The sequence below is a fragment of the Anaerobacillus alkaliphilus genome (genome assembly GCF_004116265.1).
Taxonomy (GTDB): domain Bacteria; phylum Bacillota; class Bacilli; order Bacillales; family Anaerobacillaceae; genus Anaerobacillus; species Anaerobacillus alkaliphilus.
Genome location: NZ_QOUX01000026.1, coordinates 26,638 through 41,730, shown reverse-complemented (window position 1 = coordinate 41,730; position 15,093 = coordinate 26,638). Strand labels below are relative to the sequence as shown.

Annotated in this window: 6 protein-coding genes; 5 read left to right on the top strand and 1 reads right to left on the bottom strand. The window is 39.7% G+C overall.

Annotated elements, in window-relative coordinates:
* The first annotated feature begins 30 nt into the window (after positions 1-30).
* The 3 genes from DS745_RS07240 to DS745_RS07230 all read left to right on the top strand — a co-directional run bounded on the left by DS745_RS07240 (position 31) and on the right by DS745_RS07230 (position 7,719).
* A complete protein-coding gene (locus tag DS745_RS07240) occupies positions 31-1,533 on the top strand; it encodes an S-layer homology domain-containing protein (RefSeq protein WP_129077606.1) in 1,503 nt (500 codons plus the stop codon).
* 281 nt (positions 1,534-1,814) lie between these two features.
* A complete protein-coding gene (locus DS745_RS07235) occupies positions 1,815-3,206 on the top strand; it encodes an IS110 family RNA-guided transposase (protein ID WP_129077605.1) in 1,392 nt (463 codons plus the stop codon).
* A 499-nt stretch (positions 3,207-3,705) separates the two neighbouring features.
* Positions 3,706-7,719 (top strand): S-layer homology domain-containing protein, encoded by a 4,014-nt coding sequence (locus DS745_RS07230; protein WP_241657756.1) that lies wholly within the window; start codon positions 3,706-3,708, stop codon positions 7,717-7,719.
* Between the two features lie 86 nt (positions 7,720-7,805).
* Here the strand turns inward: DS745_RS07230 and DS745_RS07225 are convergent, their stop codons facing one another.
* Positions 7,806-8,348, bottom strand: a complete 543-nt coding sequence (locus DS745_RS07225) for an NUDIX hydrolase (protein WP_129077603.1) — start codon at positions 8,346-8,348, stop codon at positions 7,806-7,808.
* 397 nt (positions 8,349-8,745) lie between these two features.
* On the opposite strand from DS745_RS07225, the gene manA reads away from it, so the two are divergent.
* Positions 8,746-9,690 (top strand): mannose-6-phosphate isomerase, class I, encoded by a 945-nt coding sequence (gene manA / locus DS745_RS07220; RefSeq protein WP_129077602.1) that lies wholly within the window; start codon positions 8,746-8,748, stop codon positions 9,688-9,690.
* 394 nt (positions 9,691-10,084) lie between these two features.
* Entirely contained in the window at positions 10,085-14,950 is a 4,866-nt protein-coding gene (locus DS745_RS07215) for a family 10 glycosylhydrolase (protein ID WP_129077601.1), read from the top strand.
* Positions 14,951-15,093 lie beyond the last annotated feature (143 nt).

Here is a 15,093-nt window from a genome sequence, read left to right as displayed (position 1 = left end):
GGAGGTTATTAACCTGAAAGGAAGAAATAAATGAAAAAACCGGCGGTTCTTATAATTGCTCTTATATTATTATTCTCAATCTTTCCAACCACGACTAATGCAACTAGCAGTCTAGTGAAGAAATTTCCGTACGATACAAACCAAATAATTGTCGATGACGCAAATGGCTATATTTATGTGGCTTCAAGTGGGGCAGAGACTGAATATCAATTCCATAAGCAGAGAATTCTATTTGTGAGAATGAATGATTTATCTATAGAAAGAATTTACGAGGTACCTGTCGAGGATATCGTCTTGTTCCAAAACAAACTATATTTTACAGGTGTTGGACTAGGGTATATTGATGTAAAAACGAAGGTCTTAACTCAAATTGATAGTGAGTACCTAACGCAAGGGCTTGCTGTTGATAAAAACAAAATCTATTACTCTCAGCCAGGTGGCTCTAATGTGCACCCTAATTCAGTTTATGAGTATGATATTAAAACGAAAACTAGGGAAGAAATTCACCTAGGCCGGTTTCACCCTTTTCGAGGTAGAATTGCCTTGGAACTAGATCGATTAAACCAAGTTCTTTATGTTTCGCTCACTAGAGATAGCTCTAGTGAATTCGGAGCAATTGACCTGTCTGATAAAAGTTACTTAGGTGGAAGCTATCTCTCTACTGGGTATAGTCAACCATTGATTTTGAGTGATGATGACCTTTTCTACTCTTCAAGTAAGATATCCAAAGACGACCTAGGAACAGTAGTTGGAGTGTTTCCAGATTACACTCCTATTCATGTGAAGGACAATTACGTATTTTCTAGAACAGCGATTTATCACCGGAACACCTTTGAAAAAGTTGCAAACTACCCATTCTTTACAAATTTACGAGATGGTGATGTTGCTTCAGCTGTTGGAACTGATAGAAACAATAATGTTTATTTTGTCACGACTGGAATGTCCGGAATTAAAATTCAAAAGCACAACATGAATTTAGCGTCACAGCCGAGATTTTACGATATTGAAGGGCATTGGGCAGAACGAGAAATACTAGAGATGCAAAAGCTAGGCATAGTAGGAGGGAAATCAAAGTTTGCCTTCTCACCGCAAGATACCGTTACACGGGCTGAATTTACAGCATTTCTACTACGGACTTTAAAAATTGAAATCCCATCGACAACTATTGCCGAATTTACTGATGTAAAACCAGGTAAATGGTATTATCATACGGTTAACACGGCAAAAAACATTGGTTTAGTTGGCGGGTACAATGATGGAACATTCAAACCAGACAAAACGATTTCAAGAGAAGAAATGGCGGTCCTTTTAGTAAGGGCCCTAGAAAGTCAAGGCACAGATGTAACACCTGATCTAAGTGAGCTAGATAAGTTTAAAGATCAAAACCAAATCGCCCCATGGGCAAAAGACAGCGTGTCAGTTACCCTAAAGTTAAAGCTAATGAACGGGACCGCTAGTGACAGCTACGGTGCAAAACAAATTGCCACAAGAGCACAAAGTGTTGTCACATTGAAGAGATTGCTAGACAAGTAAGGTGCCTGTCACCACCCGGAATTTGTCGAATTCTAGAAGCAGCCCAGTAGAAAATTCACCTTCTACTGGGCTGCTTTTGATTTCAACCAACTACGTAATATAAATGTCCACCTGGTCAGTTCGGGTTGTCCCTGTGACGCCCCGAAAAATCTTTGGACGATATACAAAAGTGCCTAGTATAATAAATAGTTGGGCTAAATAAAAAATACCATCGTTTTCATGTACAATGGAAGGACCTATCACAGAACTTCCAAAACCCCTCACCACAAGGAGATGAAACGATGGTATACACATTATTGAACCATATTCAAGGAAAAAAGGGAAGTCGATGGGCTAAGTTTCTTCAAACAGCTGGCTTGGAAAATATTTTAATAGTAGCGGTAGATGCTGCTAAATATACGCATAAAGCTATGATTTGTACTTTTTATGGGGAGATCCTAAAGAAACCCTTCGAGTTTGATGCTTCTTTAACTGGTCATAATCAACTCATCAGTCAAATTGAAAAGGTAAGTCAAGAGACTGGGAAACAGTCCATAGTTATTGGTATTGAAACGACGGGACACTATTATGAGGACCTAGTTCGTCATTGGCAAGGGAATAGTTACTATGTTCGAATAATAAACGCAGCTACTACATCTGAAGAGAGAAAAGCACTATTAAACCGCTCTAAAACTGACAACCTTGATCTATTAGCTATTACACAATCAGTGATAAACGGTCGTGGAACAAGTAGTGAACTACCTTCAGGATCTGTGCATGAGCTTCAAAAGCTCACAAGAGCTCGACGCACAATCGTCCAGGAAAAGACAGCTCTCCAAAACGAAATAAGAGTTCATATTGATCATATATTTCGAGAATTTCAAGGAATGAGTATATGGAGAGATGGTAAACGAGTTCATGTTCAACCCTTTGAGAAACTTTTTGGGAAGGCTGGCCGCTATTTGATGCGTCATTTTATACACCCTAGCGATATCATTAACCTAGGTGTTGATGGATTAAGAGAGATATCGATTAAAGAAAACCTTAAGATACGCGATTCTTCTATACAATTACTTTTAGAATTCGCAAGTAATTCCATCTCAAGACCAAAGGAAGAGTTAGAAATTGATCACTTTTTACTTGTTCATAAGCTAGATCGGCTGGAACTAGTAAATCAACAGATTGATGAAATGGAACAGAAGATTGCTAGTTTATTCATTGAAACAGAAGGTGCTGTCTTGTTAACTGTACCAGGAGTTGGACTAGTGACTGGTGCGGAATTGTATGGCGAAATGGGTGATATATCGGATTTTGACCATGCAGGACAGTTAATTAAAATGGCAGGCACGAATCCTATTGTAGTGCAATCTGGCGGTCGAAATCCGACTTATCATTGTATCTCTCGAGAAGGAAGGCGTACATTTAGAAATAGTGTGTATCAAATAGGAAAGTCACTTGCCATGCACAATCCAAAGATGAAGAAACAATATCAAGAAATGAGAGATAGAGGCAAATATGCAAGACAAGCGTATATAGCCTTAGGAAATCGCATGATCCGTTTAGCCTTTGCCATGATTCGTAAACAAACAATGTATCAATCAGAAGAAGCAGATTATACTTTACTAGCTGAATTGACCAAGAAACTTAAAGCCCAACATGTTAAACGCTTTTACACAAGATACTTTGCAGTATAGATTACAACCAAAGTGTAAGTAAATATAGTAAGAAACATTGATAAATAGAGTGTCCCTAGGACGTCAGATCACATCGAATTTTGTGCCTGAGGCAATATTGACCTCGCGTGACAGCGTTATGGATCTTGTCCTATAAATACGAATAATACGTGAAGACAAAGCTTAAATAACTAGGTGGTATCCCTATAGGATGAAAATGCAAGATCCTTTCACGTTCTAGAGACATTCTATGATATAATTCTGTGATAGTTGAGTCTTGAAAAAAATGGAAAACGAAGGCTTATTTAAGTCCGCCTCTTTAAGGGGAAAAGATCTACTTGACCTTTAAAGCATTATACGCTGTCACCCCCCGAATTAAATACTATATTCTGAATTCACAAATTTATTTTATCTTTAGACAAGTAACTACAGGATTTTAGCATTAACTTGTTGAATTTACCTCTTTGGTGACAAATTATAGAAATTCTGTCATATATTCCGGAGGGGATGGTTGAGTGTAGTGCGGTCAATGAAAAAAGTATTCATTAGCTTTATGGTTTTGCTACTTATGTTTAGTGTTACTCCATTTACTCAGGTTGGAGCTGCCAAAAGTTTGACGAAAGGAACGTTAATTGAGGAATTACCACGAAATAATCAAATTACAGAGGAATTAATTGAGAGTCTAGAAGAGCAACCAGAAGAACATAATGAGACACTAGAAACCAATTTGCTTGCATCACCAGAGAATACAGACTCAAGTACAAGCTCAGAGATTAAAAACATCGGGGTAGCGATTACCCAATGGTTAGTTGATGAAACGAGAAATTATATTTATGCGATTTCTAGAGATGAAAATAAACTTTTATTTATTAAATTGACAGATTTAACAATCGAAAAGGAGTTATCGATTGGTTCTTCACCAATAGATTTAGCTATTCATAATGGTCAGTTGTATGTATCGCTAGCGGGAAGTACTACAATTGCTGTTGTAGATCTTGATTTAAAAAGCGTAATTAGTCATTTAAACGTAATTGGTAATCCAACTAGATTAGGGTTTGACGAAAAGCATCTCTATTACAAAGGCTTCGTTAATAGTACTATTTCTTTTTATCAGTATGACTTATCGAACGATTCTGTAAAAGAACTACCTATTCGGTATTATACTTCCGATTTTGCAGTTGACTCAGAGAATAGAATTTTTTATGCGAGTTCATATTCTTCAGGTTCACATCTGTTAGCTTATTCCCTTGACACCTTTGAAAAAATAGACCAAACAGATTATCGCGATGGGTATGGCTTTAGTTTTGCAAGTAACATCCATCTTCACACCGAAGATATTTATTTTGCTACAAGGAGACTGGATAAGAGTAACTTAAAAACGATCCACGGCTATTATTATAATGATGAAAAGTCTGGTCTTGGTGAAGTTAGCCATGTTTCGGATAACTTTATTATTACTACTAGTTATAACATTAGTGACGTGTTTGATAAAAATACCTATCAACACATTACTACGCTGCCTTTCGCTTCAAGCTTATTGCATTTGGACGAGTCTGGGTATATTTATATGTTTAATACTTCAACCAAATCTATTCATAAGCAGACAATCGATTTATCATTGCCTGAAAGTGAATATCGTTATGAGCAAAATAAGATCTTTTTTGATAGTCATATCGTTGATTGGGTTTATGATTCAAAAACAAATGTAATCTATGCACTAAATAGAGCGAATAATAACTTACTATTCATTGATGTAAAAACATTTCAAGTAATGAAAGAAATCACTGTTGGTTCTAGGCCAACTAGTATTAACCTCTATGATGACAAGTTATATATTACCTTATGGGGTGCTACGAAAATAGCAATCCTTGATTTAAAAGCCCCAACCCCAACCGTTGAGGAAATTATTGTTGAACAAGATCCATACAGGTTAGCGGTTACGAAAGATAGAGTATTCTACAGTGGTCAAGATCAGTGGCAATACCTTAGAGTCTATGACTTTAACAAGAAATCAATCGAACTAGTAACGAATAACAGATATTATAGTCCGAATTTAACAGTGGATCACACGAGAAATCAGATATTTGTGGGGGACTTCTGGGACTTATACAGTATTGACTTGAATACTTATTCCCAAAAAGCTACGGTAAAATCAGCAGGATCTCGGATCATTGTTGATGGTAATGATGTCTTTAATGGGACACAAAGGAGAAGTGCATCGAATTTAGCTACTTTATATGGTAGCTACACTGGAACTGATTTTACAGGACATATTACGTATGTCCATAAGAATGAGGTTTATACCTCAAAAGCTGTCTTTGATAAGGGTACTTATACGAAAAAAGTTGACCTGCCGTTTGAAACAAGTTTACTAGTTGTAGACTCCGAGGATAATATCATCATCTACGACCCTAACGAGAAAAGTATGTCAAAAGTAGCTTCTATTGAAGAGCTAAATCAAAAAACACTTATCAGTACTTTGGTTCTTAATAGTGAGATAAATCTTTTCGAAAATGAAACAGAACAAGTAATTATTACAGGAATATTTGCAGATAAGCATCGGTATTACTTAACAGGCCCACTTCAAAATAACGAGGCTAATCTAACATTTAGGGTCAATGATCCAACGATTGCTTCCATTGATGAAAATGGCATTGTAACAGCAAAAAAACAGGGCTATACCTATATATCAATTTATCACAATGGAAAATTCTTAGGCTGGTTCCATGTTTCAGTAACAAAAGATCCGAAAATCTCTAAAATCATCATTAATGGTCCAAGCGAGATCGTTGTCGGTTCAAAAAATCAATACCAAATATCTTTAGCATACCAAGACAATGTAGCGATCAACATAACGGGGCAATCTAGATTTAGATCTAGCAATTCTAATGTTGCGACTATCACCCCTACAGGGTTAATAACAGCGGTTAGTCCCGGTCAAACGTTAATATCCTTCTCACATAAAGGAGAAAGTACTGTTTTTTTTGTAACAGTTTTAGCAGAGCCTAAATTTGAGGGGCTATACATTGAGCAGCCTAGCTATAAACTAACAAAAGGAACCACCAACCAAACCTTGGCAGTCGCTGTTTATACGGATAAATTCGTAGATGTGACAGAACAAGTCACGTATACATCGAATGATACTAGTGTGGCGACGGTTGATAGAAAAGGATTAGTTACAGGTCTAAAAAAAGGAACAGCAACGATAACGTTAACTTATTTAAGTCAGACATGGGATGTTAGGGTAGAGGTAATTGACGATGTCAAAATTAATGAGATTTATATCGTCTCAGACCCTTATTACTATAGTGGGGAAACTGGCGAACTAGGAGCTGTAGCCATTTTCTCTGACGGGAACGTCGTCGATATTTCATCAGAGGTAAAGTTTGAAAGTTCTTCTAGGCAAGTTATTGGAGTTGATACATTTGGCAATCTCATGGCGTTGAAGACTGGTACATCAACAATAAAAGCAAGCTATGGTAGCATGACCGGAGAAAAAGCCATTGATGTAGAACCCAACACTCTTCAAGAACTAAGAATTGAGGAAGATGCAACAAGTATTGAGTTGACCAATGTTGGCTCTACTAAACAATTAACGATTATTGCCGAATATGAGTACACTCCTGATGTTGTTTTTACGGATAAGGTAACCTACAGCTCTACTGATGCACAGGTGGTTACTATCACGCCTACAGGCTTACTTACCGGTCAAAAAACTGGTGCTGCTTATATCCTGGTGGAGTATAGGGGCTATACCTTGACTTTGCTTGTAAAGGTTGGCGATTACCAAGGACCGATACCACTTCCACCAGTACCAGATCCAGGTCAAATACCTGTTCCGCCACCGCCACCGGGACCAATGCCAATTCCACCGGGGCCTTCACCAGCACCGGCACCTGGGCCAGTGCCAGGACCAGGACCGGGCCCAGGACCAGGGCCAGGGGGAGTGCCAGTTCCGCGACCAGCACCACCACTACTTGGACCTGGACCGGAAAAAGTAACTTTTAAAGATATGGAAAACCATTGGGCGAGAAATACAGTAGAAGCAATGGTGACTAGAGGTATTATTAAAGGAGTTACAGAAGATACCTTTGCTCCGGAAAAAGCGATTACACGTGCAGAATTTGTAGCGTTGTTAGCGAGGGCATTAGAACTCCCAATTTCCGACTATAATCAAACATTTAGTGACGTCCCTGAGAAGGCTTGGTACGCACTAGAAGTTGAAGCAGCCCAAAAAGCTGGGTTAATAACAGGAAATGCAGGGAAGTTCAATCCGAATAACTCTATCACCAGAGAAGCGATGGCCACGATGGTTGTTAGAGCACTTGAGTATAAAAATGTTACTCTCCCAGCTCCGGGAATGATTAACTTTAATGATGCTTCAGAAGTCTCCACTTGGGCTAGAGACTCTGTTGCAATAGCTAATCAGTTAGGAATAGTAACCGGCATGACAAGCCAGAAGTTTTTTCCGAATTTAGTAGCAAACAGAGCCCAAGCAGCAGTGATGGTTTATAGGTTACTGGAAAAGATTTAGTGCGGGTATAGCGGTGCCTGTCACCACCCGATATTTGTCGAATTATAAAAAACGTGCTACGCCCAGGGAAGGGCAGTAGCACGTTTTTATTTGCCCGTGTTTCCTGCGAGATAGCGAGCAACTGCGGCTAGCCCGGCTCCGTGGCGAAAGGAACCGCTGGAAACCATTTCGAGGAGTTCAGACCGTGAGAGGATATGAACATCAATTTGTTCGGTTGCTTCATGTGCTTCTTGGCCTTGTACTAACCCTTCAGCGAGAAATAAATGTATTTTTTCATTGGTAGAGCCGGGGGATGGATAGAAATAACCGAGTGATCGCCACTTACTAGCGACAAAACCAGTCTCTTCCTGCAGCTCTTGCTTAGCCATATCCAGAGAATCACGCATCGGCTCTAATCTCCCGGCTGGTAGTTCCCACTCAAATTCGTTCAATGCGTGACGGTATTGCTGCAAACAGACGATTTGGTTATCGTCTGTGATAGGTAGGATACAAACCCCCTCATCAAAGGTAACATAGGAAAAATGAAAGGGTGTTTCATCTCCAATTTTTCCTTCCTCGATAATGACCTCAAATCGATCGACACTCACTACTTCTTTCTTTTCCACGTTCCACTGGCGATGATTTTTCATAAAAGATAACCTCTACTTGTTTTTGGTATATATTTTATTTCTCTAGTATGGTTTTAGTCAAAATTATATGTAAAAAGCCAGTTCATCAGTAATGAGCTAGCTTTTTTCATGGTAATATTTTTATCTAGATATCAACCGGTGTTCAATTTGAAACTTACAGTCCAAATTCACTCATTTACAATCCAAAACTGAATATTTACAGTCCAAAATTGCTCATTTACAGTCCAAACTGAAGGTTTTATGAGCGAAACGTAATATAATACACTCAGGGGTATGTAGACCGACCTACTTTAGCATCGCCCAATTCAATACCTATAGACAGATTTACAAGTTTATGTAAAAATAGGGTGGAAATTTCGGCTCGGTCAAAAGAATACTACATAAGGAGTGTTGCAATATGGAACCTATCTTTTTAGAACCTGTTTTCAAAGAGCGTATTTGGGGTGGAACGAAATTACGAGACGAATTTAACTATGAAATTCCTAGTGAGCATACAGGCGAGTGTTGGGGAATTTCAGCTCATCCTCATGGCCAGAGTATTGTCAAAGCTGGCACCTATAAGGGGATGACTTTAGGCGAGCTTTGGAGCGAGAAGCCGGAACTTTTTAGCTTTTTCAAAGCAACCGCCTTTCCGCTGCTCACCAAAATCCTTGATGCAAGAACAGATCTCTCCGTTCAAGTTCATCCAGACGATGAGTACGGGAGAAACTATGAAAATGGTGAACTTGGAAAAACGGAATGCTGGTATATCATAGACTGTGAGCCAGGTGCGGAAATCATCTTTGGTCACCATGCGCAAACAAAACAAGAGTTTATCAACATGATTGAAAACGGAAATTGGGATCAACTCCTGCGAAGAGTTCCTGTAGCAAAAGGAGATTTCTTCTATGTCCCGAGTGGAACGATTCATGCCATCGGAGCTGGAGTGATGATACTCGAAACACAACAAAGCTCAGACACTACATACCGGGTCTATGATTATGATCGACTTGATCAAGACGGCAATAAGCGTGAATTGCATTTAGAAAAGGCGATTGATGTTTCTACCATTCCTCATCAAGAACAACAACAAAAAATCACGAGCGAGGAACTCGAAGGAGGAACAGTGACCACCTTTGCCAAAACTGAATATTTTTCAGTTTATAAATGGGATGTAAACTCTGCGATGCAACAGGAAATCACTGAGCCGTTTCTCATCTGCAGTGTCATTTCCGGGGAGGGAGAGTTAGTCGTTGGTGATAACAGCTACACGCTTCAAAAAGGAGACCATTTCCTGTTGCCAGGGTCTTTAAAAAATTTTAAAGTAAAAGGAAAGCTCTCCATCATTGTTTCACATCCATAAACTAGTTTGACCCTTACCGCAAGCGGCAGGGTCTTTTTTTCGCTTTCAACCACCATTTTAGAGGTCTTAATTTTTCCCACCAGCCTCCGTTTAGCATCTACTTACCCTCGGCATCAACCATCGCTCAGCGTATTACTCTTTTCACCACCACAACCCTCAATTGGAGCATTACTCCATACTAAATAAAAACGGAGTCAAAAACCAACAATATATTAAATTTTGGAATTTTATTTCACTTCTTTCATAAACTGTGGTAAGATAATCTCAAATTCAAGCTCTAGTAGTTTGAAAGTTTTTGGAGGGAGTGTTGCATGTCAAAGGGTGATCTACGAAATTTATCTTTGTAAGCGTTTACGGTCTATGGTTTTGCAATCCAAATGAGGAGGAATGACTTTTGATTAGTAGGAAATTTAGAAAGATGATTAATATCATGATTATTTTCGTCATGATGGTAGGGTATCTCCCTATGAATGCAACTGCCGAAGAGTTTGATGAGGCAGAAGCCGAGGAGCAAGTCGAGGAAGTTGCGATTACTGAAACATTGCAAGCGCATGTGTATCAAGCAGACGGTGAAACAATTGCCTATTCTTTAAATCTTGACCTAGTAAACCCTGACGCACGTCAAGCGGGGAAGTTTACCCTGTACACATGGGAAAAGGGCTTACATACGAAAACAGAAGGTTATGGTGTGGCCGTAGCCATTGAAAATGGTGTTGTCACTCAAGTGATTGATGGTAGAAACGTTGTCCAGGATAGCATGATGATCCCTGGAAAAGGGTTTGTCTTATATGCGTGGGAGCCTTCAACTAGCGCCGAAAATCCTCGTGGCGTCCTTAAAGATCATTTTCAAGTTGGAAAAAAAGTTAGTTTGGAAGGATACGAGATTCCGAACTTACCAGAAAAAGCAGTGGTTGCTGCAACAAAAGAAGTGATTGAAGTAACAGGTGTCAACGTAGCAAGGACCGAGAATAATGCGGTTGTTTACACACGCGAGCACGGTTCAAAGACCGGTACTGGCGATTGGGGCATTGAAGTTGTAGTTTCGAAAAATAAAGTAATTGAAATTGTCAACGGGATTAATCACCAGTTTAACAATGCGAATATTCCGGTTGATGGGTACGTGTTGTCAGTAAGAAATGCAGATCTACGCACGAAGTTGTTAGCCAATTTTAAAGTGGGCGATGAAATTCGTCTTCACGGTGTAACAATCCCTGAAGTGAAGGAAGAAAAAGGTGTTTTGTTACAAAACGGAACGTTAATCGAGGTTGGTCAGATTAACGGGACCAGGCCTGCTGGTACAGTTGTTCTCTACGATGCAAAACATGGTTTAACGACTGGTACTGGTGACTGGGGTGTTGAGGTTGTTGTTGAGAATGGTGTTGTGAAAGAAGTAATCAACGCTTTAACAAACGACACGAGCCGTAAAAATAATGCTCATATCCCGATTAATGGCTATGTGTTATCAGCCATTGATCCATCAGGCTCAACTACACTAAGAAATCAGTTAGCCAATAGCTTTAAAGTAGGAGACAAGGTTGAGTTACTAAACATTGAACTACCAAAACCCTATGGTGTCGTAACACCAAACAACAAACGTTCATTGTTATCAGGCGTTAACGTAAACCGCGATGCTGATACGTTAGTTCTTTATACTGCAGCGTTTGGAATGACGACAAAAACAGGAAACTGGGGCGTTGAAGTCATTGTCCAAGACGGCATTGTGACGGAAATTGTGAACGGGGCAACGAGTGAAGGAAACCGAAACAATTCAGCCATTCCAATTAACGGCTATGTTTTATCTGCCCATGGTACAAAACGTGCTGTCTTAACAGACAATTTTAAAGTAGGGGACGAAGTAAAACTAGAAGGTATTACACTACCACCTAGTGTTGCAGCCATCTCGAACGGTGAAAACCGTGTCATTATTACAGACAACAACCGGAACAGAAATGCAGACGAATTAATTTTATACACCTCTGATTTTGGATTAACAACAGGAACAGGCCCTTGGGGTGTGGAGATTGTTGTTGATGGTGGAGAAGTCATTCAAGTAGTAAATGGACTTGAGGGTGACCATAGCAATAACGCAGTCATTCCTATGAATGGATACGTTTTATCAGCGATTGATCGATCAGGTTCAATGCAGCTGCGTAATCAGCTACTGAACCATTTCAAAGTCGGTGATAAGGTCGAATTACAAGGCTTTGTTTACGATCCACGTACAGAGCTAACAAAAGTAGCTAACGCGATTGATCCAACACCAGAAAACAATCCTGGTGGAGCAATTTATGATGGGTACCGTGGCCCTAATCAATTGATCGTTTACACACCACAATACGGAAAAAAGACAACAGGAACGAACATTTATGGAACAGAAATCGTTGTTGTTGATGGCTATATAGTTGATAAAGGTGGCTACAACAAGGAAATTCCAGAGAACGGATTTGTTGTCTCAGGTCATGGGGTCGCTCGTGATTGGTTAAATCAAAATACCGTTGTTGGAGCAAAAGTCGAGTACGATCGTGAGACGAAGGAAGTCAAAATCATCGTTGATGGTGAAGTGTACCTTCGAATTGCCCAGATTGCCTATGAAGAAGCAAAAGTAAGCTTCGACAATGCCGTAACAAAATTTTACGATATTGATGAAGCGAAGGCAGAAGCAGCATTAGAGGTAGTAAAACAAAAGCTAGATCATGCTAAATCAGTGGTGGAAACAGATGAGTTAACCGGGATTAACTTAGCTCGTGAAGCGAATGTGTTAGCACAAAAAGCGTATTACTTAACGATTGAGTCAATTCCAGTTGAAGGTCGTGGTGTCTGGCACCGTCCGATGGAAAAAACATTGGCTGATGTACAAAAGACACTCGATAAGTTCCAACAGGCCAACATTAACTTGCTTTACTTAGAGACGTTCTACCACGGATATGTCATTTATCCGAGTGAAGTAGCTGAGCAGCGTCCAGAGTTTGCTGGTGTCGACATTCTGCAAATGTTTATTGATGAAGCTAAAAAACGTGACATTGAAGTTCACCTATGGGTCGAAAACTTCTATGTAGGTCACACAACGTTTACACCAAATTCGCCTATTTTAGCGAAAAATCCTCATTGGGAAGCATTAAACACGAAGTTAGAACGTCCGTCTACAAGAGAGGTTGGCTATATCTTCATGAATCCAGCTCACCCTGAGGTTCGTGACTTCTTATCAGAGCTTTATCAAGAAATGATCACGAAATATGATGTTCCAGGACTTCAGTTAGACTATATCCGTTACCCGAACGGTGGGTTTGGCAACGACTATAGCTATGATGACTATAGCCGTAACGTATTTAAAGAAGAGTATGGGATGGATCCGTTAGAAATCCCTAGCCGAGATCATGAAATGAAAAAGAAATGGGACCAATGGAGACAAAATAATATTACGACGTTCGTTGAGCGTATTCACCGCGAGTTAAAAGAAATTAACCCAGATGTCGCGTTGTCGACGGCAATTTTTCCACAAGTAAGTGATGCGATAAACGGGAAAATGCAAGATTGGCCATTATGGGTTGAAAAAGGGTATTTAGATGTTATCGCGCCAATGGCTTACTACACAAGCCCGCAGCAAGTAAAAGATGATGTAACGTTCATGCACAACTTGATGGAAAATAAAACCGTCAACTATGCAGGTATCGCTCCATACTTAAAGCTAACGCCAAAGGATATTGTTCAACAGGTGATTGGTGTACGTGAAGCAGGGGCCCATGGTGTTGTGATGTTTGACTCGAAAAGCTTCTTCGACGATATGTTAAACGCTTTAAGCGATGGACCATTTCGAACAAAAGCTATTGTTCCTGATACGGATGTTCAAAAATCAGTGGAGCGAATGTTAGAAAACATCCAGACAAAAATGGAGACGATCTATGTTGCAAGAGATGCAATGACAGCTAGTGAGCATGAAGCAGTTGAAAAAGCGCTAGCAGAGCTTCTTTCAGTAACAGATTACACGATTGATAGTGAGCTGAAAAAACTAGAAGGAAAGTTTCAGAAGCTGATTAGCGAAGTTGGTAGTTTAGTTGCCAATCAAGAAGTAACAAAACGAATTCAAGAAGATTTAGAGTATACGTTGTACTTAGTCACGTATAAGCGTTGGAATGCCTTTGGTCAAGAGCCAAACCAACAAGATCCAGGTACTAACCCACCGCCAGTGTACAATCCGACTCCTTCTGTAAAAATAGAGTTTTCACAAGCTGACATTCAAAGTCGTGTAAAAGAAGGTAAAGTTAGCTTGAAAGTTGGAAATTCTGTCATTTTACCGGGGAACGTTGGAACTCTTGCGGAAATAGTTGAGTTAGAAAATGAGTTTGTAAAGCTTGAAATTCCTAAAGAGGTACTTGTTTCACTTGGAAAATTAGCTGATGGGAAAATTGAGCTTTCATTAGAAAAAGTAGCGAAAGATAGCCTCAAGCTTTCAAAAGAGAAACATGTAACGACAAAAGTAGCTGGCGATGCAGTTACGCTTGAGTTATTTGTAAAAGGACAAAACGGTCAAACTCATAAGCTTACAAGCTTTGAAAAGCCAGTAAAAATAACACTTGCTGTTGATCCAAATGCGAAGAAAAAATTCGTTGGTGTTTATTATCTAGGAAAAGACGGTTCGTTGGAGTACCAACGTGGGAACATCGTAGAAGGCACCATCACGGCTACTGTCTCTCACTTTAGTACATTTGCTGTCTTAGAATACGAAAGAGTTTATACTGATGTCCCAACGACTCACTGGGCATTCCAAGTTATTCAGGAGTTATCAGCCAAGCATGTGGTCAAAGGGATTAATGATGATCAGTTTGCACCTACACGCAATGTCACAAGAGCGGAGTTTGCAGCACTTCTTGTGAGAGCTCTTGGGTTACCTGAAGCTAAAGAGGCCGTTTCGTTTGCTGATGTTGCTCAAACGAAGTGGTATAGCAAAGAAATAAGTGCCGCCTCAGCAGCTGGAATTGTCAAAGGTAAAGGCGAGAACAAATTTGCTCCAGAAGACTTAATTACTCGCGAAGAAATGGCAGTCATGATTGTTCGCGCGTATGAGTATAAAACAGGAAAGAAAGCAGTAGCGAGCGGAGCCGTTTCCTTTAATGATGCTGCTAATGTAAGTTCATGGGCGAAGGAGTACGTAGCTATCGCAGCTAAACTAAGCTTAATTCAAGGCAATGATGGAAAGTTCCGTCCAACGGAACATGCCAATCGTGCAGAGAGTGCCCAAGTGATTTTCAACTTATTACAGTAATAAATAATCTCCTGGATAGGGGGAAACCCCTTCCAGGAGTATTCTAATCAATTGTCTATTTTGGAGTATTATTTCATCAAATAAATTAATTTTGGAGAAAGTATTCACAAAAATATCCATGTGTGTTATAGTAGTCTTATAGA

Coding starts and splice junctions, on each gene's coding strand:
- manA (WP_129077602.1), top strand. CDS start 8,746: ATGGAACCTATCTTTTTAGAACCTGTTTTCAAAGAGCGTATTTGGGGT.
- DS745_RS07225 (WP_129077603.1), bottom strand. CDS start 8,348: ATGAAAAATCATCGCCAGTGGAACGTGGAAAAGAAAGAAGTAGTGAGT.
- DS745_RS07240 (WP_129077606.1), top strand. CDS start 31: ATGAAAAAACCGGCGGTTCTTATAATTGCTCTTATATTATTATTCTCA.
- DS745_RS07235 (WP_129077605.1), top strand. CDS start 1,815: ATGGTATACACATTATTGAACCATATTCAAGGAAAAAAGGGAAGTCGA.